This is a genomic window from uncultured Sulfitobacter sp., assembly GCF_947497275.1.
Classification (GTDB): domain Bacteria; phylum Pseudomonadota; class Alphaproteobacteria; order Rhodobacterales; family Rhodobacteraceae; genus Sulfitobacter.
This window is the reverse complement of the sequence record NZ_CANMFS010000011.1, coordinates 83,170-110,159: the sequence shown is the minus strand read 5'-3', so window position 1 is coordinate 110,159 and position 26,990 is coordinate 83,170. Positions and strand designations below refer to the sequence as shown.

Genomic DNA, 26,990 nt, shown 5'->3' with positions numbered 1-26,990 from the left:
GACCGAAGAGCGGTTCGGCATCACGCCGGATTGGGTGGCAGCGGATACGGCATACGGGTCTTCTAACAATCTTGTGTGGCTGACGCTAAAGCGGCAAATCCTCCCGTTCATCCCTGTCGTTGACCATTCAAAGCGCAAGGATGGCACTTGGTCACGATCCGACTTCACCTGGGACGATGACAATGACCAGTACATCTGCCCAGAAGGCAAAGAGCTTCGTCATACCCGGCGGAACTACGCGGACCCCGCCCGAAATGCTCCAGGCTTGAAAGCGAAGAACTACGGCGCTCTCAAATCCGATTGCCAGAACTGCCCGTCAAAAGCCAAATGCTGCCCCAACACAGACGCCCGTCGTATCCGCCGCGAGGAATACGAAATTGTTCGGGACTTCGCGCGGTACTGCGTTGCTTCGGAATACAACCCGACGGCCCAGAAGCGCCGAAAGAAGGTCGAGATGCTGTTCGCACACCTCAAACGCATCCTCGGCTTGGGCAGGCTAGGATTGCGAGGCCCATGCGGCGTTCAAGATGAATTTACACTCGCTGCCACCGCCCAAAATCTCCGGAAACTGACAAAACTCAAGCCACTGATGCCCGCCACCGGCTAAAAGCAGCACCAAGCACCGGTCGTCCAACAAAGTCAGCATATTAACTCAACGCCCAACGTCAAAACCAACGGCTTTTTTAACAAAATCGGCCGTCTCCAGCCCTTCGGCGTGGCGGGCATATTGATCGCCCGCTTTGCCACCCAGCCATTTAATTTTGCCGAGAGGGACACCCTCTCGGCGCTCTCCCGGTTTTCCGGCTTCAGCTCAGCCGCGCGTTTGTTGTGACGCGCAGCTGAGTTGAAGCCTTTTGCTTTGGCTTTCCCCGCTGGCGTCGTTTTCACACGCCACAGGAGGCCACTTTGTATCACCATCCCCAACCCTTTTCGGCAGCGGAAGATCACCCCTCGCTTCAACGCGGCGATGTCGTGCTATTCCGCTTTCCTCTCAACAACAAGAACGCCGGACCCGGCGTCCCCAAACGGCGACCGTGTCTGGTACTCAGCACCTTTAGCAGCGGCGGCGACCGCTTTGTCGAGATCGCCTATGGCACCTCGGCGGACACGCGGACCAATCGCAGCTACGAAGTCATCGTCAATCACCCCACCTCGCGTGAGGAGGCGGGGCCGACGAAGCCCACGCGATTTGTCGGCGCACGCCGCATCATCGTGCACGTCAATCACAGCGGTTTTGATGGTCAGGCCGATGGCCCGGAGATCATCGGCAAGCTGGACGCCCCCCTTTTGGAGCGACTGAATGCTGTCCGGGCCCGCATTGAAGCAGAGGCGGACATCGTTGCGCACCACCGCGAAGAAAAGAGCGCGGAACAGGCGCGATGGGAACACGAAGCGCGCGGTTTCCGGTAAGGAACCGCGCTTTCGCGTCCCACACACCAACTCAAATCAAGACAAGGAAAAAACCTATGGAAATGCCATTCAAATCCACCAATGAGATCACCGCTATGGCCGCGTCGTGCTTCCCAGTTGCACGGGCCGCAGCAATCGGGATCGAGCAGGACGTGCTCGAACTCGTTGCCCCAAAGGCAAAGCGTGACGCCAAAGCCCTTCTGTCCACCCTGCACCGTGGCGCGATCTTCGAGAAAGGCGTTCTTGTGATGCTGCACGAGCTGGTCGGTGTTCTGGATGCCCAGATCCTCGAAGGGACTTATGTGGAGACCTACTACGACCACAGCCCCGAGAATGCTTCGAATGAGTGCAGCTGGAGCAAGGAGCGGCTGACGCCAGAAGCCGACCGTCTCGCCAACGCTGTGGCCGTCCTCTTCGAGCTTTATGCAACCCTCGCCGGCGGTGCACGACATCCTGAGTGCCGAGAAGGCCCTGGAAGGGCTGCGCAGCGCCGCCTGACGGAACACGCGGGCCGGAACACCCGTGTCAGGGCGCGCTGATGATACTTCTGCTGCTACAGATGTCGGCGCGTCCGCAAACAGAAGGCCCGTGCAGGTCATCCCCGCACGGGCCCGTCAATCACACACAGAGCACGGTCTCGCCGGTCTGTCGGTTTTCGGTGTCCACAGCCGAAGGAGAAGCCCATGGCCCTCACGAACTTGATCGATCTCATCGCCGAAGTTGCCGCCAAGCGCGCAGCCCGGGAGGCCAACTCGAAGGCGGACTGCACTGAATGTGGCTGCGGTAACCGTATTTTTGGCGAGACTGGACAAACCTGCTGCCAGGCGCAAGACTTCCACGCGCTCCGCCCCATAGAAAGTTTCGAATGCTTCACTCCACCCAGCCTATCCGCGTTGCGATCTATGCACGCTACTCGACAGATCTGCAGAACCCGACATCGATCGATGACCAGGTGCGCCAGTGCCGACAGCACGCGGACCGACAGGATGGCTGGACCGTGGTGAAAGTGTTTCAAGATGTGGCGATCAGCGGCGCGACGCGCGGTCGTGCGGGTTTGGAGGCGTTGGAGAACTTCATCGCCGAAGGCGGTTGCGACATCGTCCTATTCGAACACCTCGACAGGTTGGCGCGCGACCTTGAAGTGTTGATGCTTTTCTACAAACGGGCACAGCACGCCGACGTGGAGATGCACCAGCTTCATCGAGACAAGCTGGGTATCTTTGACATCGGGATTCTCGGCACTTTCGCCCAGCTGTTCTTGGAAGAACTGTCACACAAGACCCGTCGCGGCCTCATCGGCCGTGCAGAAGCCGGCAAGAACACCGGAGGGAGAGCCTACGGCTATCGTTCGAAAGCGCTGCCTCAGCGCGACGGTAAGTCAGATGGCAGTGTCATGGAGATCGAGCCCGAAGAGGCCGCCATTGTCCACCGGATCTTTACAGAATACGCAGCTGGCAAGTCCCCGCGCCAGATCGCTGCCGATCTTAATGCGGCTTCCGTCCCTGCACCACGTGGGCGTGGCGCAGGAAGTGGTCACTGGAAGGCCAACACGATCTACGGCCACCGGGCGAGAGGCACGGGTATTCTTAGCAACGAACTCTACATTGGGCAGCACATCTGGAACCGGCAACGCTATTCCAAACACCCTGAGACTGGCAAACGCGTTTCCAAGCCCAACCCGCCCAAAGACTGGCTGATCACAGAGAAGCCCGAACTGAGGATCATCGATGAGGCCCTCTGGAGCAGGGTCAAGGAACGCCAAGAGGGAATTGACGGACAACGCACACAGGCCGAAGCCAAGGGCGCTCCGGAGCCGGTGCCGCGCAAACTGCGCGCAGACGGAAGTATCTGCTTTCAGGGTTGCTGAGCTGCGGCCAATGCGGTGGCAACCTTACCGTTGCGGGCAAAGGGGCCCGGCGGTGCTACTACTGCGCCAACCATAAGGAGAAGGGCAGGTCTGTCTGCACAGGCATGCCCGGCCTTTCCGAGACCGATGCAGCCGAAAGCATCCTGAGCGGCCTGCGCACAGGCCTGATGCAGGATGCCGCCTATGAGGATTTCCGGAAGAAGTTTGTCGAAAAGATCCATGCCCAAGAGCACGAGACCGGTGAGGCCCTGCGCCGGCACGATGACCGGATCCGGGAGACGGAGAAGACCCACGCCAATTTGGTGCGCGCGGTCGAGGGCGGCACCTTTTCAGAGGCACTGATCGAACGGCTGAATGCGGTGGATACAGAACTGAAGGCACTGCGGGCCGAGCGGGAAGCACTTGTTCCCACTCCCATCGACCTGCCGGAAGACCTGCCCGCCCTCTACAGAAGCTACGTGGCTGATCTCGCAAGCACGCTATCGGATGAGGTAGTTGCCGGTTCAGCGGCTGACGAACTCCACACATTGATCGACACGGTGGTGGTGAACTGGGACGAGCAGAAGGAACATCATGAGCTCGAGATCCAAGGTAAGCTGCTGGAACTGTTGAGCTTTGGGAACAGCAAAAAGGCCGCAACCCTTTCGGGTGCGGCCTGTTCGCTAAAGCTGGTTGCGGGAGCTCGATTTGGACACTGTTTCACAGGCTTGAGAGAGACCCGAATTATACGGTAACTTCTTACCTGCTTCTCACCAACCCAAGGTCAATCCATAGCGGCCCTTCATGCAGTTTGTTGCGAACAGCCCTATCCCGACATTCGCTGGGTCCGATGACATTGCTGGATCGCACCATTCAATTCTTAATCACTAAGTTGGATCTGACATAGTCGGCAAATGTTTACCAAAATAGCCAATGCATATTTTCCGTCCTGCATAGTCAGGGAGAATATGCATCCGTCTTGCATCTGGAAAGTTCTTTACATGAGCTTCAAAACTGGCTGTCTCAAGGGTTGGATGGCTGAACCGTCTTCTCCGCGCAAATTTCCGATTGCCCATAGTCACACCACTTTCACCAGAAATATCCAGCTCAGTATTCTGTGACAATTCATCCAAGGAACCGGAGATCTCGATCCCTTCATTCAACTTTCTCAGCACATCAATTATCTGACTCTGGTATTGAGATACTTCACCCGACTTTTTCAGGGTTTTTAGGACCTCTCTATTAAACTGAATGTTTGGAAAGTTTTTGTTTTCCAACTCCTTTAAGTCATTGAAAAATTTTACATTTCCCTCCCTAATGCCACGAATCTTATCGAGGAATGGCTCGATGTGGCAAACTTTGCAGATATTTTCTATCTTATGTTGAAGAGTTAATTCTTTCCCCGCCTCCGCATACATTTCTGTAATTTCTAAAATCACTTTTCGCCAACGTTCATGTGAGCTGAAGCTTATACTTGTTGCTCCCTTGACTGAAGCAAAGCCAAGAGCATCGGTTGCTATGGCATCGTCCTCCTTCAAAACATAAATTCTATCCCCAATAACTTTTTCAGCTTCTGAGTTAAGTGGGCAAGCTACCTTAGTCATCAAGTTTTTAATTTTCCGACGCTCCTCCTGATCCAATCTGCTATTGAGCCATTCCCCGAAACTAAATTGTTCGGAGTAAATGAGTGCGCTCCAATGGCCTTCCGCCCCAGCCGCACGATCAAGTGAAACTTGCGCATCATTTGCCCTTTGTAAAATGGCAAAGAATTCTTTTAGGTGATCGCCAGGATCAGAATCTGGTGGGAACGGTAAAGAGGCATCATTAAATATTAGGCGCTCAGGCATATTCAATCCTTCAACAGTGCATCCAGACTCTTTTCCCACTCATCAAAGAATCCTGGGGGCCAATATTCAACTCTGCCATCGTTGGTAATAGGTATGGAATAAACGACAGATTTGTGCTGATAGCTGTCTTGGTCGCGCGTAAGGAAGAATGTCTGTATGCTATCTTGCTGAATGACGTTAGATTTTATCGCGTTGCGAACACCGTTAAAAACGTGGTCACTGTGGGTTTCGACAAATATTTGCACACCGTTTTGCGCAGCTATTGAAATCAACTTGCCCATCAGAGACTGTCCTCCTGGATGCAGATGAGATTCTGGATTCTCAATCATCAAAATATCACCACTCCGAGCAGCCAATATAGCAAGCATGACCGGCAGAACATAAGTCAGACCGAAACCAACATTCTCGGGTCTAAATTGTTTAGTCATTTCCGTGGCAGTGGCGAATTGATAGTGTAGACTTGCTTGGTTTATCTCGGGTATTAGCTTTGCAATAACTTTTGTTCCCGGTGTTATTTCTGACATCCAAGCATTTAAGTTATCCATTATTGAATCAGTCGCGGCAGCCGAATGCCTCAGCGCAGAGATGGAAATCTTTCTGTTGCCATTTACGGAGAGAAAGTGCGCTGTATATTCTCCTTTGATACCTAAAGACCGATTTTGATTTACCGCATAATCAGAAACTTCATAGGTCGTTTTAGGGCTAATACGATCTGCCGATAAGTATTGGAACTGCGGAGTGAATAGAGCAGTTTCGAAAGGTGTTCCTGAAGTCTCGCTTGCTTCATTATCCAGAGGCTGCATGTCAGACGCCTCCGAGTATGCGAACTGGAGTTTCAATTCATGGTCTGACCACTCTACGTGAATCGAAATTGCCTCCTTTTCGGCACCAACGTAAAGCAAGTCCTTTCCAGTCCCAATCTGAGTATACGCCCCAGCAAGAGAGATCCCCTTGCCAGGTAGCAAGTGGCTGTCAAACGACTGCCGAAGCAGTAGTAAAGATTGAAAAATAGAAGATTTTCCGGCCCCATTTAGCCCGGAGAATAGATTGAGGTTTTCAAGGTCAAAAACTTTATCTTCAATTGACTTGAAGTTTGTTAGAGTCAACCGCTCAATCACACCAATTGCTCCGATATGAAATCATGAATAAATCCCTCTATTCGTTCAAATCTGTTGGTTACGTGGGTAGTGCTGCTGGTTGAGCGACTAATTGTTTCGTTAAACATATCATCCATCAATAGATTTCTAAACTCATCTTGGAACTGATCCTTATTGATTAAGAGCAGTTCTTGATCATCGTAACTTAGCCGCGCCAAAGAAACAGAGAGTGCTTCAAAGAGGGGCTTGTTGACCAACTTTTTCCCACCAACAAGAGACTTTCTGAAAGCGTCCTCTCCAAACAACTCATCAGCTATTTCCATAGAAACCAAAAAACTACCTTCAAGCTCTCTGAGATTTGCATCAGTCATTTCGGAAAGCTTGATCATAGCCGTATCAAGGAATCTTGGCAGAGATGATCGATACTCTTCTAGTCCAAAAATCATAAATGCCATGTGCCTTAGCACCAGCTCTTGCTGCACCATTCGATTATTTTTACGTCCAACCACCTGAATAAAAATATCGTTATTGACAATTCTTGAAAGAAATTTTGAAGCTGCACCTGAATTCGCAGATTGACTCATAGCATGACGAATTTCTTGAGGTGTGAGCTTCAACCCACCAGTGTTGATCCGATTAAACAAAGAATACTTCATCTCCAACGGCGTTCCAGGCTTAATCAAATATACTGAGGTTTGAAACTCCTCAATACGACGCGTGAGTGGGCGTGGAAGGTCATCATACGAGTATCCTTCGTATTCAGTTAAAAACTCCAAGTTTGTTAATTTCAACGTCTTCTTAAGAACGAAGTTATTGATGGCCGATAGTCGCTGCAGGCCATCTACCACTTGCCATTTATCGTCATCGATTGCGTCAAAGTAGAATGCGGGTATGGGGAGCCGAATTAATATGGACTCGATCAATCGGCTTTGCGCTTGTTTAGTCCATAGATCTCCTGACCTTTGAAAATCGGGCAGAAGATCGATTTCTTCGTGCTCTAGTCTTGTGATTAGAGCGCTAAGATTCGGGGTTGTTATCGATACGTCAACTTTCTTTGGATCGAATGGCTCATCTCTAACGAAACTTTCATCGTCTTGATCAATATCTTCCGATTCAAAATCATCTGCCTCAATCTGATCTTTATTGTTCACCATATCGTTTTCCTCAAACGGCACAAAAGTGCTCCTATGTGGTTCAGTCACTTTCCGCCAACAGTAAAGTCACTACCTGTTATCGGAGGCTACATCAATGTGGTGCAAGTTAAAGCTCGCCCCCTTTAATAGGAAGAATTCTTCTATGTTACTCTTTCGGGCAAGGCTACTTTCTCGCCCGTAACGAAGGTCCGCGTCCCGCCCTTCGTGTTGATGGTTTCTATTCAGGTATAGCTTGCGCTCCGTTCCAAGAGCAGTCTTCCAGAGCGCTTCAACCGCCCAGCTCCGGCCTGTCATCTTGCATCTCCGGTGCGTGGCTATCCTGCGTCCTTTTCGACAACTTGACAACAAGCCTTGTGAAGCCCTTGATCAGCTTGCGGATCGGCGAAGACACCTCTGCTCGGCCTGCACCTGCCATGCGGGAGACGATGTCCGGCCATTGAGGTATCTTAAGCTTGCCATCAACAATCTCAGCCTCGCCGGTTTCGACAGCCTCGAAAATTTCCGCCATGGCCTCAACCGCTTCGGTCAATTCTGCTTCACGATGCGAGAGCTTATTTTCTTTTTCGACAAGTTTTTTCACCCTGATTTCTTGGGCCTTTTTAACTTCAAGCTTGGTCCCGCGAAGCGATGCGCGTTCCTTTTCAAGGGCTTTATTGGCTGCTTCGGTCTCAGTTTCATGTAACGCTTCCCGCTGCACCAAATCAGTTTCTGCCGAAGCAAGTTGGTTCGCCCTTGCCCTAAGTTCGGCTTCCCGTATCGCCTGCTCTTTACGATGCCTTTCCAGCTGCGCGGCTTCCTTTGCCATCCGCTTTGCCTGCTTTTTCTCAGCAGCGTATTCCTTGGTTGATTTACGCGCCAAACGTGGCCCGATACGGAGCAAACCACAGGGCTTGCCAACAAACTTATAATAATCATCTTGCAGCTTTTTCATCGCGTTGACGTAAACTTTGTTGACGGCAGGGCGCCCACGTTCTTTGCGCGCCTCGTTCAAATGCACCTTGTTCTGTGCCGTCCATTCAGTGGTCAGCGCCGCGTTACAGACGTTAATTTCCTCACATTCCGCCTCCCAAGTTGCCACAGCGACCGCATGGTGGGCATCGTTCTTTTTCTGTGTGGTGCGGTTCTTAGACGGGCGGGGTTTCTTTGGCTTTTTCGGGCGCTTGGCCAAATCAGGCTTCGGCATTGACACGATTGCATCCGAAGCATTCTCCTCCCGATGCCGCGCCGCCGCTACCTTCCCGGCATGCAGCTTGTTTGCGTCCAGCTTGGGGTCTGCCGTGTTCATCGCCAAAATATGAATATGCACATGCCCTTCGTCGAGGTGCAGCACCGATGTAAAATCGATGCCATCAGGCATCCGAGTTTGAAAATCTGCCAGAACACGCACCCCCCAAGTGTTGAGACTATCCCGGTGTGCATCTTGATCCGCCAAGAACTCCGCTGATGTCAGCGGATGTGAATGGATCTCGGTATAAAGCGTGGCCGCGTCTTTGCGCAGGCCGCGATTGTATGTGTTGCCATTTTTGAGGGTAACGGTCTCTGTGATACCCGCGAGCAACCGTGCGCGTTTTTCACGAAACTCTGCAATTGTGAGTGTTCCGTGCAATTGCTTTGGCGGCAGTGGGTTTTCAACATGCTCCGAATAGATCGGATCACGTGACGCTTCGCCCTCAACCTGTGCCGCACAGTTGAAATGATCTTTTGAGCCTTTAACAGATTTGGGTTGCTCACTGTATGTCTCGATGTGTATGAATTGATAGGCCATGGCGTGTCCTTTTTATGATACCCATGGACAATCACTTATGGTCTATCGCTGAAACTCAGAGAGGGTTTCTGATGGTAGGCTGCATTATCACGTGGATAACTTTCAATCCTATCCGCCTGAAAATATGCACTAAAATTTATCCCCTTCCTTTCCCCCCCCCTTGCAACACGCACCTTATCTTCGCTCTTAAGCCACCACCTTTCCACCACCCCGACCTCAAAACCTTAATCGGTTCCTGCTGCTGGCCTTGCTTGCAAGGACTGCCTCACTTCCTCGCGTGCCCCTCTTAACCACGCGCCAAAACATGCGTGGAACCACGCATCTAGGCCGGGCCAATGGCACGGCAAAGAACGCTAAACGAATATGAAAAACGGTATTCGTCTTCGACCAAATTTGTTATATTTGATTGTCGTATCTTCTGTGTGCCCGCTGCTGATACAGCAGACGGGAAAGCTATGCATAGAGACAGACTATAGGTAGCTAAAGCTATCTGGTCTGCCCCTAACGCCGGGGAGGCGCTCCATCACCTTCGGTAATTGCGCAGATCATGCCTTGGGGGCCTGATCCTTGCTTTGGTGCAGCCCTTCGGAGCTGGATTTTACCCTCTTGCATCTGTCGCGAGCATGCGGATATGATTCGAGGCATGAACGCACACCTTTCCATTCGAATTAGTCGCATAGGCTCATAAGACCCTTTCCGGGTCCATGACGCCTGCTGCTCTCTAATCGAATGCTGCCCCTTACGGGGCGAATGAAAGGCCCTCCCAAATGACCACCTCTACCGTTCCCGCCCGTTTCCTCGGGTGTGACTTGCCCACATCGCCAGAGGATTCCGTCGATAAGGTCCGTGATCGTCTGATGCGCAGCCAGCAAGTCCGCTCAGTGCGGCGGCCCGCTGCGCCCGCGAACACAGCAACACCGGATTGTCTGGACGCTCTTCTCGATGATCCGCTCGATACGCCACCAAGCAATACCTCTACGGCCCGTCCATCTTCCGATGGGACATCGAGCCGCGCGATCACTTGGAGCCGCCGCTACATGCGCCGCCGCGCGGCGAGCCTTGAGCGATTGTGCCATTTCAAACCCGACGACCGCGATTCACTGCTTGCAGCCGCCTGCGGTGCCCGTGCCGTTGGCGTGGTTGACCGTGACCGAATGGAAGAGCGGATCGCAGAGCTCCACGCGATCTATCCTTGGCTGGCTTCGGCCTCCACGGCGGTCATGAAGCATATGCGGCTGCGCACCTTTACCGGACCCGCGCCTTTGCATACGCCGCCGCTGATCCTCCTTGGACCGCCCGGCATCGCAAAATCAAGCTGGGCGCGTGATCTTGCTCAGGTGTTCAATGTGCCATCGGTTGATATCGACGTGGGCTCAAGTAACGGCGCGACCTTTTCTGTGTCCGGCGTTGAGCGCGGTTGGGGCTCCGCCACGCCCGGTCGCGTAGTGAGGACCATGCTGCGCGAGCGTCTGGCGAACCCGCTGGTGATCCTCGACGAGATCGACAAAATCCCGGAACAGGTGACGACCAGCGGCGGCGGCAAACTGCCCGGCGCTTTTGAAGTGTTGAAAAGCATGATCGAGCCGACCACGGCCCGTGCATGGTCCTGCCCGTTTTACCAACTCCCATTCGACCTCACGCGAGTAAGCTGGATCATGACCACGAATTCAATCGACCGGATGCCCGCTGCCTTTCTGGATCGCTGCAAGGTCATCCGCCTGGAAACCCCCAACTTTAACCATCTGGCTGCCGCCGGACGTCAACTATTGCGTGACAGCTTGCCAGAAGATCAACGCGAACTCGGAAACGCTCTATTCTGTGAGGCGCTGCACAAGCTTGAGAAAAAGCATGTTCGCGTTTCTCTGCGACAGGTCGAACGGATGGCTAAAACTGTGGTCGAAGGTCTGAGCAGCCCGATGCTGATGTAAGCTTATATGAAGGCCGTATTTTCGGGGTTGGAAGGGAATTGTCCAACCCCGCGCTCAGATGGGTATTCCAGCGAATCATTCGATACCTTTATTGGACGAAAAATATGGATTTTTCTGGAGTGCGAAAATCAACGATTTGTTATGGCGATTATTTTGCTTCAGGTCCGCGTCAGAAGAATTGGGCAAAAAATTTGGCATCCGGCTTATCCACATATTCAACGCCTAAATACCTGTATTTCATAAATTTTCGCTAAGCTAGGAGCCACCTCATGCTTTATCTTCAACTTCAGGCAGCCGGATCAAATCCGGGCACAAAACATATCATTTTAAACCGTCCTGCGCATGGCTGGAACGGACAGGAGACCTCGGCCGATGGCACGAGAACGGAAGAGACATACATGCGAAAGGGAGGTGCCAAATGCATCGCCTCTTGCCGTGTCTTCCGACCATGGCATAGGCGGGCAGCGGGAACATTTCTTCGCCATGATCCGGGCTCTAGCCCGCGAAGCCGCCAGAGCCGATCACGAAACAGGCCTAGATAATACACCTGACTCGAAGCATTTTACCAATTAAGCTACATTTCAGGAGTGGATATTCCCATGACACAACCTCTTCGTGCCGTAATCTATGCCCGTTTTTCGACTGACATGCAGCGTGACGCGTCCATTGACGATCAAATCCGCTCTTGTCGTGAGCATGCCAAACGACAGGGTTTGCACGTGGTCGAGGTTTATGCCGACAAGGCGATCTCCGGTGCCAGCCTAATGCGCAGTGGCATACAGAAGCTGTTGCGGGATGCACACGGCAACGCCTTTGATGTCGTATTGTCAGAAGCTCTTGACCGCCTGTCCCGCAATCAAGCGGATATCGCGGCGATCTATCAGAAGCTGCAGTTTCGAGGCGTCATGATCGAGACTGTAAGCGAAGGCATGATCTCGGAAATGCATATCGGCCTGAAGGGCACAATGAACTCTTTGTTCATTAAAGACCTCGCGGTCAAAACTCATCGTGGCCTCAAGGGCCGTGCCCTTGCTGGAAAATCAGCTGGAGGGAAGGCCTACGGCTATCAGAATGTCGTTCATTATGACCCCAGCGGTGAGCCGATCAGGGGGGACCGCAAGATCGACCCTGTCGAGGCAGAAGTGGTGCATCGCATATTCACCGATTACGCATCGGGCCTTTCCCCGCGCAAGATCGCGGAAACCTTGAACGGTGAAGGCATTGCTGGGCCAACAGGACGTGGCTGGGGCACATCGACCTTGCACGGCAACCGCGAACGCGGCACCGGCATTCTAAACAACGAGCTCTACATCGGGCGGCAGATCTGGAACAGATTGGCTTATGTGAAGGACCCCGAGACAGGCAAGCGCGTGTCACGGCTCAATCCAGAGGCCGACTGGGTGATCACCGAGGTTCCGGAGCTGCGGATCATCGACGATGCCCTTTGGGACGCGGTAAGAGCCAGACAGGGGACCATGAAGGTAAAGAATACGGACGTTCCAATCTGGGACAGGCGCAGGCCCCGGACCCTGTTCTCTGGCCTGATGGCCTGTGGGTGCTGCGGCGGCGGGTTCTCGAAGGTAAACAAAAATAGCTTTGGCTGCTCGACAGCCCGCAACAAAGGCAAGGCCTATTGCACTAATATGGCTATGATCTCACAGGTCGAACTGGAGGAACTTGTCCTCAACGCCTTGCAAGACAACTTGATGGATGAAGATGCCCTGAAGGTGTTTTGCCAAGAATACGCCAAAGAGCGCAACCGCCTGCAAGCGACAGCATCGCAAAACCGTAGTGCGTTGGAAAAGGAGCTGGCTAAGACAAAGGCAGACCATGCAAAGCTGGTCGATGCCATCATCGCAGGCGTGCCCGCCGATCAGGTGAAGGACAAGATGATCGCGTTGGATGCCCGCCGGATCGAGCTTGAGGCGTTAACGGACCGTGATCCGGCCCCGTCGCCCATCCGGATACACCCGAAACTGGCAGAGACTACCGCGACAAGGTCGCTACGTTGATCCGGCAACTTCAAGAGCCCGACGGCATGCTGGAGGCAAAAGACGCATTGCGCGGCCTGATCGACCGCATCGTGCTTCAGCCAGAAAAGCCCGACGGCAAACTCGCGATACATCTCGAAGGCGCATTGGCGCAGCTACTGATCCTGAGTCTGGGGTCCAAAAGCAATCAAGGCCCGAGAAGTAAATCTCAGGCCATTGATAACATTGACGAATTATTGTTGGTTGCGGGAGTAGGATTTGAACCTACGACCTTCAGGTTATGAGCCTGACGAGCTACCGGGCTGCTCCATCCCGCGCCAATGTCGTGCTGATACCGCTTGAATTCACGGGCCGCAACCCCGAATTGGCGTTTTTTTCCTTCCCTGATCGGCGAGGCTACAGTTTTGATGCTCGCCAACGGTAGAGAAAACAGCGAACCTGCCGCAAGGGTGTATAATACGGACCGGGCTGTTCGCTTTTTTGTTCAGTGGATTGTAATAAGGCGGCACGGACAAGTCTCTGTAAATGTTCCACGACCCGATTGGATATTGCGGCGGAAGTCTGGCTGAAAAGAGCGATCTCTTCCAAGCCGCGCGGTATCGCGGACCCCGGTGTTCATCACATCTGATGAACATAAGTCCCCGGTGCGTCGCAAAGTGGGGGCAGGCCTGCTTGGGGGGCGCCTGTCTTTGGGGGGGCTATGCGCGATCCGGACTGCGCGGCCAACCATTTTGCGTAGTCCGGCCACCAGGAGCCGTCTGTCGGATCGGCATCCGCTAACCACGGATCTGGACCTTTATAGTGCGCGCCGACCCGTCGGTTGGCGATACGGTAGTGTCGGTTGGCATGTCCGGGTTCGCTGATGATGCCCCCGTTGTGGCCACCTTTCGTCAGCACGAATGTAAGGTCACAGTCGGTGAACAGAGCGGTTTTGTAGACCGATCGCCAGGGTGCGATGTGATCCGCCTCTGTTGCGATCACGAACAGGGGGGCCGCAATGTCTTTCAGGGCGATCACCCGCCCCTCGACGGCGAAACGACCCGCGGTCAGGCGGTTTTCCAGAAACAGACCGCGCAGATATTCGGAATGCATGCGTGCGGGCATTCGGGTCGTGTCGCCGTTCCAGACCCCGATGTCAGTCGGCAGATCAGGTTTGTTCAGATAATAGCGGTTGACCGCACGAGTGTAGATCAGGTCTTCGGCACGGATCGACGCGAACGTGCGCGCCATTTGCGGTCGGTCGAGATACCCTTGTTCCCACATCATATCCTCGACGAATGCCACCTGGCTTTCATCGACAAAGAGCAGGAGTTCGCCGGCTTCGGCAAAATCGACCTGTGCTGCCATTAGCGTGATCGACGCAAGCCGCTCGTCGCAGTCCCTTGCCATCGTTGCCGCCGTGATGGCCAACAGCGTACCGCCAAGGCAATAGCCGTTCGCATGGATTTTCTCGCCCGGCACAATCGTCTCTATCGCATTCAGAGCCGCGAGAATGCCCGATTTGCGGTAATCTTCGAGAGACAGCTCCGCCTGGTCTGCCTTCGGATTGCACCAAGAGATCATGAAGACGGTAAAGCCTTGGGATACCAGATAATTAACCATCGAATTCTGTGCAGAAAGATCCAAAATATAGTACTTCATGATCCATGCAGGTACGAACAGGACGGGTTCCGGATGCACGGTTTCCGTTTGCGGTGTGTACTGGATAAGCTCGAATAGCGCGTTGCGGAATACCACGCTGCCCTTGGTACGGGCGAGGTCCGTACCGATCCGGTATCCTTCCGGCGCCGGTTTATGTGCCTGCGTTAGGGTTTGGATCATGTCGTCCGCGAAAACGCTGGCTCCTTCGATAAGGTTCTTTCCACCTGTCTTGACGGACTGGTCGATGATTTCAGGATTCAACCATGGAAAATTGGAGGGGGAGAGTAAATCCAAGCCCTGGCGCACCTGAAACTGCATCCGGTCGGCGTCCTGTTTGCGCAAGCCGCGCATGTTCTGCGTTGCATGAAACCACCAGTCCTGCGTGGCAAGGAAACTTTGCTGCCACAGGTTGAATGGTGTTTTGCCCCATAGCGGATGCACGAATCGGTGATCGTAGTGGCGCGGAGAGAAAGGCGCGTTCACCTCCTTGTCGGTAGTCGCACCGGCAGCGTAGGCCAGCAACTTTAACGCGTTCGCCTGCGCGCGCTCGGTCAGTTCCAGTTGGCGCCCGGGGGACCGGGCGAGGTGCAGCGCCCAGTCGCTCCACGCTTCGAACACCGAATGCGGAGAGATGCCACCGGTCAGACGCGCCATCGCGGCGCGCATCGCGCGGTCAAGGTTCTCGTGGGTGGGCGCGACCGGCGCGGCATCCTCCGCCGGTTGCGGACCGGGGATCACCACGGGAAGCGATCTGTCTGCAGCGGTTCTTTTTTCGGTCTTTTGATCGGTATTCATCTGTCGGCAGCACCTTTGCAAAACGCATTTCCCGGATCAGTAGCAGGAAAGAAGTGCCGCGCATTTGATCCACATCACGGGATTTCGACAAAGCTGGCGTGCCCGTTCAGGTCAGGGTTGCTTGCCCGTACGCGTTTTTGCAATGGCTGCGGACCCAGTTCAGTGCACCGTGGATCTTCTGCGGCATTCCCTTGCGTGCAGCGTGCGTCGCCGAGGCTTGCGGCATGTCCACTCAGACGAATTTTTCGAATGTGTTCGGTCGAAGCTATCCGCTCAGATCCACCTATGCAGAGATGATCGCCCGGTAGGAGCACCATCTTGGCGACGACGGTGTGCCGGCGCTGGTGGCTCGAAGGTAGACGTATCGGCCCGACGACAACAGAGTTGCACATTCCTTCGAATGACGTGGGCCTTGGGTAATGTCGCGGCGCTGCGACGTCGCCGCAGGTGGTCGGCTTCGCTGGGTATTGTCGCAAATCCTTTCCGGAGCCAAGTCCTGCTGACCCCGTTACGCCACGCACTCAAGGGCCGATTCTCGCCCCGTCCTCTTGACTTCAAGGGCTGTGCGCGGTGTAGCTGCGCGCAACATTTGCCCAACGAAAGGGACCGCCATGCACGCCTACCGAAGCCAGACCTGCGCCGAACTCAACGCCGATAACGTGGGGGATAGCGTTCGCCTGTCGGGGTGGGTCCACCGCGTACGCGACCACGGCGGCGTCCTGTTCATCGACCTGCGCGATCATTACGGCATGACGCAACTGATCTGCGACCCGGATTCCCCGGCCTTCGCCGAGGTCGAAAAGGTCCGCGCCGAATGGTGTATCCGCATCGACGGTACGGTCAAGGCGCGCGCGCCCGAGCTGGTCAACGCGAAAATCCCGACTGGCGAGATCGAGGTGTTCATCCGCGAGATTGAGGTGCTCGGCCACGCTAGGGAATTGCCTTTGCAGGTGTTCGGCGATCAGGAATACCCCGAGGAAACGCGCCTACGCTATCGTTACCTTGATCTGCGCCGGGAGAAGATGCAGGACAACATGATCCTGCGCTCCGACGTGGTCGCGTCGATCCGCAAGCGGATGTGGGATCAGAAGTTCCGCGAATTTCAGACACCGATCATCACCGCGTCGTCGCCCGAAGGCGCGCGTGACTTTCTGGTGCCCTCGCGCCTGCATCCCGGCAAATTCTACGCCCTGCCGCAAGCGCCGCAGCAGTTCAAACAGTTGCTGATGGTGTCGGGGTTCGACAAATATTTCCAGATCGCGCCCTGCTTCCGCGACGAAGACCCGCGCGCCGACCGCTCGCCGACGGATTTCTACCAGCTCGACATGGAGATGTCCTTTGTCACACAACAGGATGTCTTTGACACGATCCAGCCGGTCATCGGCGGCATCTTCGAGGAATTCGGCGGCGGTCGAAAAGTCGATCAGGAGTGGGAGCAGATCTCCTACAAGGATGCGGCCCTTTGGTACGGCTCCGACAAGCCCGATCTGCGCAACCCAATCAAGATGCAGGTCGTGTCCGATCACTTCGCGGGCTCCGGTTTTGCCATCTTCGCCAAGCTGCTGGAGCAGGACGGCACGGAAATCCGCGCGATCCCCGCGCCGACCGGCGGCAGCCGCAAGTTTTGCGACCGCATGAACGCATTCGCCCAGAAGGAAGGGCTGCCCGGCATGGGATATATCTTCTGGCGCGATCAGGGCGAAGGGATGGAGGCGGCAGGACCGCTGGCCAAGAACATCGGTCCCGAGCGCACCGAAGCGATCCGCCAGCAACTGGGCCTTGGCGTGGGCGATGCGGCGTTTTTCCTCGGCGGCAAGCCGAAAGCGTTCGAAAGCGTTGCGGGCCGCGCGCGCAATGTCATCGGGGAAGAGCTTGGCCTTACCGACAAGGACCGGTTCGCCTTTGCCTGGATCGTCGATTTTCCGATTTACGAGAAAGACGAAGAAACCGGCAAGATTGATTTCGAACACAACCCATTCTCGATGCCCCAAGGCGGCATGGAAGCCCTTCAGGGCGATCCGCTTGAGGTTTTGGGATACCAGTACGATCTGGCCTGCAACGGGTACGAGCTGGTGTCTGGTGCGATCCGGAACCACAAGCCCGAGATTATGTTCAAGGCCTTTGAGATCGCCGGATACGGCGAGGATGAGGTGCGCAAGCGGTTCGGTGGCATGGTAAATGCGTTCCAATACGGGGCCCCGCCCCACGGCGGCTGCGCGGCAGGCATCGACCGGATCGTCATGCTGCTCGCGAACGAGCAGAACATCCGTGAAGTCATCCTGTTCCCGATGAACCAGCGCGCCGAAGATCTGATGATGAACGCGCCGTCCGAGCCTGCGTCGGATCAGCTGATGGAATTGGGCTTGCGGGTGATCCCGCAAGATTGACGCATACAAGTCTGATTTAAAAAGCGCCGCAGGAAACTGCGGCGCTTTTGTTTTGGCAAACAGAATTCAATCTTCGAGACTGTCTTTCCTCTTTTCGTCGATCAAGGTGCGCTCTTCCTTCTTGCGTGCCTCGAACCGTTTGGCAAAACCTTCGATCTCACCTTCGTCAATGACCTGGCGCGCACGTTCGAAGACCTCGTTTTCTTCTTCGTCGATATGATGCTCGTAATCGTGCTTGAGCGTGTTGAACCGGTCCAGCCAGTCGGATGATGACATGTCCATGTCGTTCAGCTCTTCCATCAGATCATCGAGTTGCTGATGTTCGTGCACCGAGTGACGCGCCGCATCCTGGCCCCAGGTCTCTGAAATGAGTTTGGAATAGAATGTCTCCTCCTCCGCTGCTGCGTGAGATTTGACATCGTGGTAAAATTCGTCCCACTTCTTGCGCCGCGCATCGCTGTCGCCGTTCGTGTCGGCGATGGCATTCAACAGGTCCCGGTGTGTATCGTGATCGGCTTTGATCGCATCGTAAATGGAAGGCATGATCGAGGCTCCTTTGCCGTGAAATATACGAGCCTAACACGCGGGTTCGCACTGCGGTTCCCGGCGGGTCGCGGGCGGTTGCCAAATTACGCGCCGCCGCCTCCGGCGTTCTGGATAAACGGCTCCTGCGTGGTCAGAAACCTGTCGATGTTACTCCCCAAGTCCATGTCCCCGTCCTGACGCTGCCGATCGGTGTGAATGCCAGATCGACGACCGCGGCTGTCAACACGACCCAATCCACGACTGCCGCAGCGGGAGGCATCTTTGAAGAATGTGGTAAGGCGTTGACGCATCTGGGGACTGCCCTTTTTTGCTCTCCCAAGAGCTACCGGCGAAGTGTGGCAAGGGGGGCCGTTTAGTGTCTCCAGTGTCATGTGATTGACCGCGACCATTCGAGGCTTGGCCTCGGCACCCGCGCGGCCTATCACTTAATCATGAAAACGCTAACCCCTTCCGGTGCCCCCATTGGTGCAACCGTCAAAGACTGGACCCCGCCGCCACTGCCGAACTGGGGTGCGCGGTCCGGACGGTTCGCGGCGTTGGAGCGGCTGGATGCCGATGCACACGCGGCGCTTCTGTATCGTGCCTTTGCCGGGGCGGATGCTGTTTGGGATTACATGCCCGACGGACCGTTTTCTTCGGCGGCGCAGTTCTACCGCTGGGTGCGGGACGTCGCGACGCGCGAGGATCAGACGTTCTACGCAATCCGAAACCTGCAAACCGACAGGTTCGAAGGTATGGCAAGCTACCTGCGGATGAACCCGCAGGCGGGATCGATCGAGGTCGGCAACATCAGCTTCAGCCCCGCATTACAGCGCACCCCCGCCGCGACAGAAGCGATATTCCTGATGATGGAGTGGGTGTTCGAAGCAGGCTACCGTCGCTTTGAATGGAAGTGCAACGCGTTGAACGCGCCTTCGCGCCGCGCGGCAGAACGCTTTGGCTTCAGCTACGAAGGAGTGTTCCGGCAAGCGACCGTCGTCAAGGGGCGCAGCCGGGATACCGCATGGTTTGCCATAATCGACGCGGAATGGCCGGCGCTCAAGGAAGCCTATACGGCATGGCTGTTACCGGCGAATTTCGATTCCGCGGGCCAGCAACACGAGCGGCTGGGCGATATGACCAGCCTCGTGCGCGCGGCAAGTGATCCAAGCCTGTAAGGCCCTGCAATCAGATCGCGACCTTGCCCGTGAGGCGTTCCTGTATCAACCCCGCGATTTGCGCTGTTTCGGATCCTGCCGCTTCTCCTGCGGCACGTCTGCGCGCCAGCGCCTTTGCCGCGTCCGCCATGCTTTCGTCATTCGCCGACCGCGCGACACCGCCGAGAAACTGCGCGATGTAATCGAGCGTCGCATCATCGGGCGGGCTGTCGAGCATTTCTGCGGCATGGGTGATGTCGTCGTGATACGCAATCCGTTCCGGCGCGATCTCATCGTCGACCACCATGCGCAGTCCTTTGGGTTGCCGATCCGCAGGCAGCTTGGCCAACACCATCTGCTGGAAAACCGCAAGGGAGGTGATGGGTTTCGCCAAGAACCCCTGCGCACCGGCCGCAAGTGCGTCAGCTTCGCGTTCAGGCTCGCCGGACGTTGCCAGAAGGATGCTTTCAGACCCTTCGACATCGCGCAACTCGGCGATGAGGTCCGCGCCGTTACCGTCGGGCAACCCCATGTCGACCAACACGACCGAAGGGCGGTACACCTGCAGATGACGCCGCGCGGAGCGGATGCAATCGGCCCGCCGCACGCGCGCACCTGATCGCAAACATAAGAGGCGCACCGCTTCGCAGGCATAGCGGCTGTCCTCGACAACGAGGACGGTGAGGCCCAGAAGCGGGCGCGCGGCGGTCGGTGTCGGGTATTTGGCCGAGAAGGGGTCAGGCGTGTCCATGAGAGTTCTCCGATTCCTGTGCTGTCTGCCGACAATGGGCCACGCATGGCTAACGACGGGTTAATGCGCCGCATTGCCCTTGGACGCGCGCCGTCGCATAAGGGGGCGCAAATCAGCCAGAGAGGAAACCCCATGATTGGACGTCTGAACCATGTAGCCATTGCCGTTCCCGATCTGGAGGCCGCCGCCGACCAGTACCGCAATGCGCTGGGCGCGAACGTGGGTGCGCCGCAAGACGAACCCGATCACGGTGTCACGGTCATTTTCATCGAATTGCCCAATACCAAGATCGAGCTTTTGTACCCACTGGGCGACGATTCGCCCATCAAAGGCTTTCTGGAGAAGAACCCATCGGGTGGGATCCACCACATTTGCTATGAGGTCGAAGACATCATCGCCGCGCGCGACCATCTTAAAACCACCGGCGCACGGGTTCTTGGTACCGGCGAGCCCAAGATCGGCGCACATGGCAAACCGGTTCTGTTCTTGCATCCCAAAGACTTCAACGGCGCGCTCGTCGAGCTTGAACAGGTCTGAGCGATGGGGCTGACATCCGCAATCGTTCTTTTCGCCGTCGTATGGTTCCTGACGTTCTTCATCGCGCTGCCGATCCGCGTCAAGACGCAGGGTGATCTGAAAGACATCGTGCCGGGCACCCATGCGGGCGCGCCCGAACACCATCATCTGAAGAAAAAGGCGATCTGGACGACCATCGTCGCGATCCTGATCTGGGGGTTCTTCGTGACGGTGATCCTGTCGGGCTGGATCAGCGTGGATGATCTGGAGAACTGGATGGGGCGGGGCGCCCCTGCGGCAGCATCTGGTACAGGTGGGTAAAGGTCGCCGCCCCCAGGATCGGCACCACCAAGTTGAGAAGCGGCACCGACAACGGAATCGCCATCAGCGTTCCCGCCGCCCAGATCGTCAGGGCGTGTTTACGACGTAGCTCTCTTGCACGGGTGCGACCCACCCGGCGCATCGCAGCCAGCGTGTAATACTCCCGGCCCAGAAGATAACCGTTGATCGCCCAGAAAATGAAAAGCGCCACGGGCGCGAACACCAGATACAGTATCAGAGCGAGGATATTGACGCCTACGATCACGCCCAGAAAATTCACCGAATCGCGCAGCGCCTCCCAGAATGGGGTGCGCGGACCTTGGGGGATCGCCGGGTAATGCACCGCCTCTACCGCATCGGCCACATCGTCGAGAAACAATGACGTGATGGCAGATGCAACCGGTACCATCAGAAACACCGACAACACCATCAGGACCAGTGCCGCGCCCCAGCTGAACACATCGTCGAGCCAGTTAATCTCTCCCACCAGCGGCAGCGACGCGGTGTCGCCCGCCAGCCAGTCGATCAGCCAGATCAGACCCGCTGACGCCCCCACCAAAAGCGCCAGTGCAAGGCCCACGCCCACAAGCAGGACGCGGGTAAAGCGCGGATCGCCGATCTGTCCGATCGTCAGGCCAAAGGCACGGAAAATTGTCGTCAAAGCCATGTGGTGATCGCATCAATGTCGGGGCGCGGGCGTTCTGGCGGCGCAGAGGTTTCGGTGCCGATGTGGATGATCCCTGCGACACGTTCGTTCGGCGCGAGGGCAAAGGCCTGCGCGACGAAACTGCGATCATGGCTTGGCCATCCGCTGAGCCAGTTGGCTCCCCAGCCCGCCGCAAGCGCCGCGTTGAGCAGCGCGAGACAGACAGCGCCGGCGGAGTAGGTCTGCTCGATCGCGGGAATTTTCGGCGAGGCGCGCTGCACTTCGATCACTGCAACGGCAAGATTGCCCTGATCGAACTGCGTGCGGCCCTTCGTGATCTGCTCGGCATCGAGATCAAGAGCCGTGCCCCGCGCCGTGGCCAGATCCGCAAGCTGTGCCATCGCGGCCCGGTCGATGACGATAAATCGCCACGGCTCCAGTTTGCCATGATCGGGCGTGCGCGCGGCGGCTTCGAGCAGCATCATCAGTGTATCGCGGTCCGGCACCGGCATGGTCAGTGTTTTCGCCGGCCGCGAGCGGCGGGTTTGCAGGAACTTCAGGGCGTCGGGATTGGGTACGGGCATCGGTTACAGTCTTGCCTCCTGTGCCATCTCATCGATCATCCGGGCGTGAAACGCGCCGAGGCGGGAATTGGGTTGGCGTCTGGCAAATCCCACAGCCATCGGATCTTGAGCGTGGGCGGTGCTGCCCGACAGTGCTTCGATCGCCGCGTGTCCGCAGAACGGCACGTAGACTTCGGAATACCCTCCCTCGTGCACCAGCACGAGCTTCCCGTCGCACAAACGTGCTGCGGCGTCTTTCAGGCGCTCCGTCATTCGGCGGTAGGTATCGGCAGTGGCCAGCATCGAGCTGAGCGGATCGGAGCAAGCCGCATCATATCCGCAGGCGACGATAATGATATCGGGCCGGAACGCTTCGAGCTGCGGCACGACGATGCTGTCGATGGCGTGCAGGTATCCGGCGTGGCCGAGCCCGGCAGGCAATGGCAGATTAAGGTTGTATCCCTCGCCCGCGCCGTGCCCGCGATCGTGCAGCGCGCCGGTATCCAGCGGATAGTTCCCCTCCTGATGCAGGGAAATGGTCAGCACATCGTCGCGGCCATAAAATACGGCTTCGGTGCCGTTACCGTGATGCACGTCCCAATCGACGACGGCGGCGCGTAGGATGTGGCCCTCGGCGCGCGCCGCCTCGATGGCGATGGCAATGTTGGCGAGCAGACAAAACCCCATCGGTGCGTCCGGTTCGCAATGATGACCGGGCGGACGGCTCAGCGCATAGGCGTTCTCCAGAGACCCTTCCGCCACAGCACGGACCGCAGCGGCGCACAGACCCGCAGACAGCGCGGCGATCTCGTATCCGCCCTGTGCGAACGGCGCGTGATGTCCCAGCTCACCGCCACCGGAGTCCGATGCCGCCTTGAACGCATCGAGGTAGGATGCGGGGTGCACACGCAGCAGCTCGTCGCGGCTGGCAGGATCGGCGCTGCGCATCTCCAGATCGCGCGATAGGCCGGTCACGTCCATCAGGTTTTTCAAGCGGCGCTTCGTTTCGGGACTTTCGGGCAAACCGCCCGCCGCGAGCGGCTGCACCAGCCCCCCTAACGGCAGCGTGAAGGCATAATTGCCGCCAGCGTGCCAGAAGGTCCGTTCGTCCCAGAAAAACCCGGTGCTCATGCTGCGTCCCCTCGTGTTGGCGTCCCAATGCGCAAGATGGGGGTGCGGCCCCTGTTTGTCTATGGCGGCGCCTGTCTCAGCCAACCATCCCGACGATGTCATAGGTTTTCCGCAGGATCGGAGCGGCGATTTCCCGTGCCTGTCCGGCACCTTTGGCAAGGATCCGGTCGATCTCCGACTGGTCGGCCATCAGGTCGGACATCCGCGCGCCGATCGGCGCCAATTTGGCGACGGCCAATTCCGCGAGTGCGGGCTTGAACGTGCCGAACTGCTGCCCGCCGACATCTGCCAGCACTTGCGCGACTGTCTGTTCGTTCAGCCCGGCGTAGATGTTCACCAGATTGCGCGCCTCTGGCCGGTCCTTCAGCCCCTCTTCCTCGGAGGGCAGGGCGTCGGGATCAGTCTTGGCCTTGCGGATCTTTCTGGCGATGGTGTCGGCATCGTCGGTCATGTTGATGCGACTGGCGTCCGAGGGATCGGACTTCGACATCTTCTTGGACCCGTCGCGCAGCGACATCACCCGCGTCGCCGCCCCTTCGATCACGGGCTCCGTGAGCGGAAAGAAATCGACACCGTAATCGTGATTGAACTTGGTCGCGATGTCGCGGGTCAGCTCCAGATGCTGCTTCTGGTCCTCGCCCACAGGTACATGAGTCGCGTGATAGATCAGGATATCGGCGGCCATCAGCGCAGGGTATGCGAAAAGACCCAAAGACGCCGCCTCGGCGTTCTTGCCCGCCTTGTCCTTCCACTGCGTCATGCGTCCCATCCAGCCCATGCGCGCGACGCAGTTGAAGATCCACGCCAGTTGCGCGTGCTCAGGGACCTGGCTCTGGTTGATCAGGATCGATTTGTCGGGATTGATGCCGGCGGCGATGAACCCGGCGGCAAGCTCGCGCGTGTTGTGGCGCAGGGTCGCAGGGTCCAGCAGCTTGGCCGTGATCGCGTGCAGGTCGACCATGCAATAGACGGTCTCGAAGTCGCCCTGGTCCTGCATGTCGACGAATCGCTTGATCGCCCCGAGATAGTTGCCAAGCGTCAGACCGCCGGACGGCTGGATGCCGGAAAATACGCGCGGCGTGAATTGTGTCTCGGTCATGGGGGGCTCCGATGGGGCTGGATATATCGTTGCGATGGGCTTACCCATGGCGCCAGCGAGCGTCAACCGACCCCATCAGTGAAAGCATCCCCCGCCTGTGTCAGACCGATCTCCGGACCCATCCTTCGAGCCGCCCTTCAACACTCTTCCTCCGGTCTTGCTTGCCCTCTTCGTGATCATGGCGGGGATCGAGGGCACGCTGTCCCTTGCCGAAGGCGGTCTGGTCGGCGGTCCTGCGGCAATCGGCTGGCGTCTGGCGCTGGTGCGCGACTGGGGCTTTTCGGGTCAGATCTTCGATGCGATGTGGGCGCAAGGGTATTTCCCCGCTGAACACCTGCTGCGCTTTATCACCTATCCGTTCATCCATCTCAGCTTTACCCACGCGCTGATCGCGATCGTGCTAATGCTCGCGCTGGGCAAGATGGCCGCCGAGGTGATGGGACAGCTTGCCATGCTGGCGCTTTTCTTCGTCTCGGGGATCGGCGGCGCGCTTGCCTATGCGCTGCTGCTGAACGATCCGGTCTGGCTGGTCGGTGCGTACCCCTCCGTTTACGGGCTGATCGGCGGCTACAGCTTTGTTCTGTGGCGCAAACAGGCGGACACCGGCGGGCCGCAATGGCAGGCGTTCAGCCTGATCGCCTTGCTGATGGGGCTGCAACTGATCTGGAGCCTGTTCGCCAGCGTCGGCAACGGTTGGGTGGCCGAACTTGCCGGGTTCTTCTGCGGCTTTTTGCTCAGCTTTGTCTGCGCGCCGGGTGCCTGGGCGCGCATCCTGTCGCGCCTGCGGCCGCGCTAGCGACGCAGGGCGCGGCGGAACTCGGACAACTGGAACGCGCCCAGCATCTGGCCGCTGCCAAAGTAGGCGACCGCGCCCAACAGCAACAGGATCAGCAGGCCAAAGCTGCGCCACCACGCGAGCGCCAGCAGCGTGTTGAGCTGTACGTTGAAGAACCACAGCACCGCACCCATGATTGCGCTGGCCAGCAGGATACGCCAGATCCGCTTGTGAAACCGCGCATCGAACCTCACCGCATCGCCGTAGCGCCGCGCTCCGATGGCCAGCATTGCAAACATCGCCCATCCTGCCAGCGTCGCCGCGATCGCGGGGGCCAACCAGCCGACGATGGGTGCGAGACCCACGGCGAGGCCTGCGTTCACCACCATCGCGGCAAGCGCGAAATAGAACGGCCTGCGTGTGTCCTCGCGCGCGAAATACACCGGTTGCAGGATCTTTTGGAGAACAAAGGCGGGCAGCCCGAGGCCGTAGATCATCACCGCCGTCGCGATCGCGGCACTGTCATCCACCGATGCCGCGCCGCGCTGGAACAGAACGGACACCAACGTCAGCGGGATCACCACGAGCGCCACCGCCGAGGGGATCGTCAATGCCAGCGACACCTCCGCGGCCCGGCTGAGCGCGGTTTGCGCGCCGCTGTCGTCGCCCGCGCGCAGGCGCCGCGACAAATCCGGCAGCAAGACGATGCCGACCGCGATGCCAACGACGCCCAGCGGCAGCTGGTACAACCGGTCCGCGGCAAAAAGCCAGCTTACGGCCTTGTCATATTGCGAGGCGACAAGCTGGCCCACTACCAGGTTGATCTGCATGACACCGGAGGCCATGGCGGCGGGCAGGGCGATGACCACCAGATCGCGCATCTGACGATTCCACCGTGGCATCTTCGGCCGCAAACTGAACCCCGCCGCCGACACGGCCCGCCACGTCAGCGTCAGCTGGGCGATGCCGGCAACCGGGATCGCCCAGACCAGCCAGAGGATCGCGGGGCCGCCGGTGACATTTGCGATGACCAGTGCCGAGATGACGAATATGTTGAGCAGGACAGGGGCCGCCGCCGCGACGGCAAAGCGTCCCGTGGCATTGAGGATCCCCGAGAACAGCGCCGAAAGCGACATGAACAGGATGTACGGGAACACGATCCGCCCGAAACCCACGGTCAGATCAAAGCGTTCATCGCCGCTGAACCCTTCCGCCGTGGCCCAGACCAGCGCAGGCATGAAAATCATGCCAAGCCCCGTCAGCAATAAAACGACGAAGAACAGCCCGCTGAGCGCATCGCGCGCGAAGGCTTCCGGATGCTCTCCGCCTTCAAGGCGCTTGGAGAACATCGGAACAAAGGCGGCGTTGAACGCCCCTTCGGCAAAAAAGCGGCGGAACATGTTGGGCAGCCGGAATGCGGCGACGAAGGCGTCCATCAGCGGCCCCGGACCGATCAGCGACAGGATCATCACCTCGCGCACGAAGCCCAGAACCCGGCTGAGCAGGGTCCAGCCGCCGACCGTAAAAAAGCCGCTCATCAATCGGATCGGTTTCATCTCATGCGCGCCTTTTCTGCTTTGCGCATTGGCTAGCGATTGCCGCAACGGCGCGCAATTGCATTCTGTGCGCAGCCTGCGGCGCCCAT

Annotated in this window: 24 protein-coding genes, 1 tRNA gene and 1 pseudogene; 13 read left to right on the top strand and 13 right to left on the bottom strand. The window is 57.2% G+C overall.

All coding sequences use genetic code 11. The features are described from left to right. The 6 genes and pseudogenes from Q1A06_RS18225 to Q1A06_RS18200 form a co-directional block, all read left to right on the top strand. The coding region (locus tag Q1A06_RS18225; protein WP_299566944.1) for a transposase at positions 1 to 607 on the top strand (607 nt) is incomplete at its 5' end. Positions 608 to 906: 299 nt separating this feature from the next. Continuing rightward, positions 907 to 1,410, top strand: coding sequence for a hypothetical protein (locus tag Q1A06_RS18220; RefSeq protein ID WP_299566942.1), 504 nt, complete (start codon positions 907 to 909; stop codon positions 1,408 to 1,410). 56 nt (positions 1,411 to 1,466) lie between these two features. After that, the gene (locus tag Q1A06_RS18215; protein WP_299566940.1) at positions 1,467 to 1,949 is read left to right on the top strand and encodes a hypothetical protein; all 483 of its coding nucleotides are present in this window, start codon (positions 1,467 to 1,469) and stop codon (positions 1,947 to 1,949) included. A 326-nt stretch (positions 1,950 to 2,275) separates the two neighbouring features. Further along, a complete protein-coding gene (locus Q1A06_RS18210; protein WP_299566938.1) occupies positions 2,276 to 3,277 on the top strand; it encodes a recombinase family protein in 1,002 nt (333 codons plus the stop codon). Next, a pseudogene (locus Q1A06_RS18205) lies at positions 3,271 to 3,369 on the top strand (hypothetical protein); the annotation flags it as partial. The gene Q1A06_RS18210 and the pseudogene Q1A06_RS18205, both read left to right, overlap by 7 nt. Before the next feature lie 12 nt (positions 3,370 to 3,381). Further along, positions 3,382 to 4,011 (top strand): hypothetical protein, encoded by a 630-nt coding sequence (locus tag Q1A06_RS18200; protein WP_299566951.1) that lies wholly within the window; start codon positions 3,382 to 3,384, stop codon positions 4,009 to 4,011. Positions 4,012 to 4,143: 132 nt separating this feature from the next. Here Q1A06_RS18200 and Q1A06_RS18195 read toward each other — a convergent pair whose 3' ends face one another. The 4 genes from Q1A06_RS18195 to Q1A06_RS18180 form a co-directional block, all read right to left on the bottom strand. Beyond that, entirely contained in the window at positions 4,144 to 5,103 is a 960-nt protein-coding gene (locus Q1A06_RS18195) for a hypothetical protein (protein ID WP_299566936.1), read from the bottom strand. Positions 5,104 to 5,105: 2 nt separating this feature from the next. Beyond that, a complete protein-coding gene (locus tag Q1A06_RS18190) occupies positions 5,106 to 6,221 on the bottom strand; it encodes a DUF3696 domain-containing protein (protein ID WP_299566934.1) in 1,116 nt (371 codons plus the stop codon). Further along, complete coding sequence (locus tag Q1A06_RS18185; protein WP_299566932.1) at positions 6,218 to 7,375, bottom strand: DUF262 domain-containing protein; 1,158 nt, start codon at positions 7,373 to 7,375, stop codon at positions 6,218 to 6,220. The genes Q1A06_RS18190 and Q1A06_RS18185 overlap by 4 nt, the downstream gene beginning before the upstream one ends. Before the next feature lie 247 nt (positions 7,376 to 7,622). Further along, positions 7,623 to 9,119 (bottom strand): Mob protein, encoded by a 1,497-nt coding sequence (locus Q1A06_RS18180; protein ID WP_299566930.1) that lies wholly within the window; start codon positions 9,117 to 9,119, stop codon positions 7,623 to 7,625. A 1,154-nt stretch (positions 9,120 to 10,273) separates the two neighbouring features. On the opposite strand from Q1A06_RS18180, the gene Q1A06_RS18175 reads away from it, so the two are divergent. Both Q1A06_RS18175 and Q1A06_RS18170 read left to right on the top strand, forming a co-directional pair. Next, entirely contained in the window at positions 10,274 to 11,047 is a 774-nt protein-coding gene (locus Q1A06_RS18175; RefSeq protein WP_299566929.1) for an AAA family ATPase, read from the top strand. A 587-nt stretch (positions 11,048 to 11,634) separates the two neighbouring features. Next, entirely contained in the window at positions 11,635 to 13,059 is a 1,425-nt protein-coding gene (locus tag Q1A06_RS18170) for a recombinase family protein (protein WP_299566927.1), read from the top strand. Positions 13,060 to 13,278: 219 nt separating this feature from the next. On the opposite strand, the gene Q1A06_RS18165 is transcribed toward Q1A06_RS18170, so the two are convergent. Together Q1A06_RS18165 and Q1A06_RS18160 are read right to left on the bottom strand one after the other, a co-directional pair. Continuing rightward, positions 13,279 to 13,355: transfer RNA gene (locus Q1A06_RS18165), tRNA-Met, on the bottom strand. 301 nt (positions 13,356 to 13,656) lie between these two features. After that, complete coding sequence (locus Q1A06_RS18160; protein WP_299566925.1) at positions 13,657 to 15,474, bottom strand: alpha/beta fold hydrolase; 1,818 nt, start codon at positions 15,472 to 15,474, stop codon at positions 13,657 to 13,659. Between the two features lie 611 nt (positions 15,475 to 16,085). Between Q1A06_RS18160 and aspS the strand changes: the two genes are divergently transcribed. Then, entirely contained in the window at positions 16,086 to 17,861 is a 1,776-nt protein-coding gene (gene aspS / locus Q1A06_RS18155; RefSeq protein ID WP_299566923.1) for an aspartate--tRNA ligase, read from the top strand. Between the two features lie 66 nt (positions 17,862 to 17,927). Here aspS and Q1A06_RS18150 read toward each other — a convergent pair whose 3' ends face one another. Beyond that, positions 17,928 to 18,404: a hemerythrin domain-containing protein gene (locus tag Q1A06_RS18150; protein WP_299566921.1), complete on the bottom strand. Its 477-nt coding sequence runs from the start codon at positions 18,402 to 18,404 to the stop codon at positions 17,928 to 17,930. A gap of 434 nt (positions 18,405 to 18,838) precedes the next feature. On the opposite strand from Q1A06_RS18150, the gene Q1A06_RS18145 reads away from it, so the two are divergent. Further along, on the top strand, positions 18,839 to 19,564 hold the full coding sequence (locus Q1A06_RS18145; RefSeq protein WP_299566949.1) for a GNAT family protein: 726 nt from the start codon (positions 18,839 to 18,841) through the stop codon (positions 19,562 to 19,564). 10 nt (positions 19,565 to 19,574) lie between these two features. Here Q1A06_RS18145 and Q1A06_RS18140 read toward each other — a convergent pair whose 3' ends face one another. Further along, on the bottom strand, positions 19,575 to 20,294 hold the full coding sequence (locus Q1A06_RS18140) for a response regulator (protein WP_299566919.1): 720 nt from the start codon (positions 20,292 to 20,294) through the stop codon (positions 19,575 to 19,577). A gap of 132 nt (positions 20,295 to 20,426) precedes the next feature. Here Q1A06_RS18140 and mce point away from each other — a divergent pair, with 132 nt between their 5' ends. Continuing rightward, positions 20,427 to 20,831, top strand: a complete 405-nt coding sequence (mce, locus tag Q1A06_RS18135; RefSeq protein WP_299566917.1) for a methylmalonyl-CoA epimerase — start codon at positions 20,427 to 20,429, stop codon at positions 20,829 to 20,831. Between the two features lie 3 nt (positions 20,832 to 20,834). Further along, a complete protein-coding gene (locus tag Q1A06_RS18130; protein ID WP_299566915.1) occupies positions 20,835 to 21,131 on the top strand; it encodes a DUF1467 family protein in 297 nt (98 codons plus the stop codon). On the opposite strand, the gene Q1A06_RS18125 is transcribed toward Q1A06_RS18130, so the two are convergent. The 4 genes from Q1A06_RS18125 to trpS form a co-directional block, all read right to left on the bottom strand. After that, the gene (locus Q1A06_RS18125) at positions 21,061 to 21,798 is read right to left on the bottom strand and encodes an EI24 domain-containing protein (RefSeq protein ID WP_299566913.1); all 738 of its coding nucleotides are present in this window, start codon (positions 21,796 to 21,798) and stop codon (positions 21,061 to 21,063) included. The genes Q1A06_RS18130 and Q1A06_RS18125 overlap by 71 nt on opposite strands. Beyond that, positions 21,789 to 22,361 carry a nitroreductase gene (locus Q1A06_RS18120; RefSeq protein WP_299566911.1) on the bottom strand — a complete coding sequence of 191 codons (573 nt, stop codon included), beginning with the start codon at positions 22,359 to 22,361 and terminating at the stop codon, positions 21,789 to 21,791. Before Q1A06_RS18120 ends, Q1A06_RS18125 begins: the two co-directional genes overlap by 10 nt. Before the next feature lie 3 nt (positions 22,362 to 22,364). Further along, positions 22,365 to 23,471, bottom strand: coding sequence for a class II histone deacetylase (locus tag Q1A06_RS18115; RefSeq protein ID WP_299566909.1), 1,107 nt, complete (start codon positions 23,469 to 23,471; stop codon positions 22,365 to 22,367). Between the two features lie 76 nt (positions 23,472 to 23,547). Continuing rightward, positions 23,548 to 24,570 carry a tryptophan--tRNA ligase gene (trpS, locus tag Q1A06_RS18110; RefSeq protein WP_299566907.1) on the bottom strand — a complete coding sequence of 341 codons (1,023 nt, stop codon included), beginning with the start codon at positions 24,568 to 24,570 and terminating at the stop codon, positions 23,548 to 23,550. Between the two features lie 157 nt (positions 24,571 to 24,727). Here trpS and Q1A06_RS18105 point away from each other — a divergent pair, with 157 nt between their 5' ends. Continuing rightward, a complete protein-coding gene (locus Q1A06_RS18105; RefSeq protein ID WP_299566905.1) occupies positions 24,728 to 25,366 on the top strand; it encodes a rhomboid family intramembrane serine protease in 639 nt (212 codons plus the stop codon). Here Q1A06_RS18105 and murJ read toward each other — a convergent pair. Continuing rightward, positions 25,363 to 26,901: a murein biosynthesis integral membrane protein MurJ gene (gene murJ / locus Q1A06_RS18100; RefSeq protein WP_299566903.1), complete on the bottom strand. Its 1,539-nt coding sequence runs from the start codon at positions 26,899 to 26,901 to the stop codon at positions 25,363 to 25,365. The genes Q1A06_RS18105 and murJ overlap by 4 nt on opposite strands. Positions 26,902 to 26,990: the final 89 nt, after the last annotated feature.

Coding starts and splice junctions, on each gene's coding strand:
- murJ (WP_299566903.1), bottom strand. CDS start 26,901: ATGAAACCGATCCGATTGATGAGCGGCTTTTTTACGGTCGGCGGCTGG.
- Q1A06_RS18130 (WP_299566915.1), top strand. CDS start 20,835: ATGGGGCTGACATCCGCAATCGTTCTTTTCGCCGTCGTATGGTTCCTG.
- Q1A06_RS18160 (WP_299566925.1), bottom strand. CDS start 15,474: ATGAATACCGATCAAAAGACCGAAAAAAGAACCGCTGCAGACAGATCG.
- Q1A06_RS18215 (WP_299566940.1), top strand. CDS start 1,467: ATGGAAATGCCATTCAAATCCACCAATGAGATCACCGCTATGGCCGCG.
- trpS (WP_299566907.1), bottom strand. CDS start 24,570: ATGACCGAGACACAATTCACGCCGCGCGTATTTTCCGGCATCCAGCCG.
- Q1A06_RS18120 (WP_299566911.1), bottom strand. CDS start 22,361: ATGCCCGTACCCAATCCCGACGCCCTGAAGTTCCTGCAAACCCGCCGC.
- Q1A06_RS18145 (WP_299566949.1), top strand. CDS start 18,839: ATGAAAACGCTAACCCCTTCCGGTGCCCCCATTGGTGCAACCGTCAAA.
- Q1A06_RS18150 (WP_299566921.1), bottom strand. CDS start 18,404: ATGCCTTCCATTTACGATGCGATCAAAGCCGATCACGATACACACCGG.
- Q1A06_RS18195 (WP_299566936.1), bottom strand. CDS start 5,103: ATGCCTGAGCGCCTAATATTTAATGATGCCTCTTTACCGTTCCCACCA.
- aspS (WP_299566923.1), top strand. CDS start 16,086: ATGCACGCCTACCGAAGCCAGACCTGCGCCGAACTCAACGCCGATAAC.
- Q1A06_RS18200 (WP_299566951.1), top strand. CDS start 3,382: ATGCCCGGCCTTTCCGAGACCGATGCAGCCGAAAGCATCCTGAGCGGC.
- Q1A06_RS18125 (WP_299566913.1), bottom strand. CDS start 21,798: ATGGCTTTGACGACAATTTTCCGTGCCTTTGGCCTGACGATCGGACAG.
- Q1A06_RS18140 (WP_299566919.1), bottom strand. CDS start 20,294: ATGGACACGCCTGACCCCTTCTCGGCCAAATACCCGACACCGACCGCC.
- Q1A06_RS18115 (WP_299566909.1), bottom strand. CDS start 23,471: ATGAGCACCGGGTTTTTCTGGGACGAACGGACCTTCTGGCACGCTGGC.
- Q1A06_RS18210 (WP_299566938.1), top strand. CDS start 2,276: ATGCTTCACTCCACCCAGCCTATCCGCGTTGCGATCTATGCACGCTAC.
- mce (WP_299566917.1), top strand. CDS start 20,427: ATGATTGGACGTCTGAACCATGTAGCCATTGCCGTTCCCGATCTGGAG.
- Q1A06_RS18175 (WP_299566929.1), top strand. CDS start 10,274: ATGGAAGAGCGGATCGCAGAGCTCCACGCGATCTATCCTTGGCTGGCT.
- Q1A06_RS18180 (WP_299566930.1), bottom strand. CDS start 9,119: ATGGCCTATCAATTCATACACATCGAGACATACAGTGAGCAACCCAAA.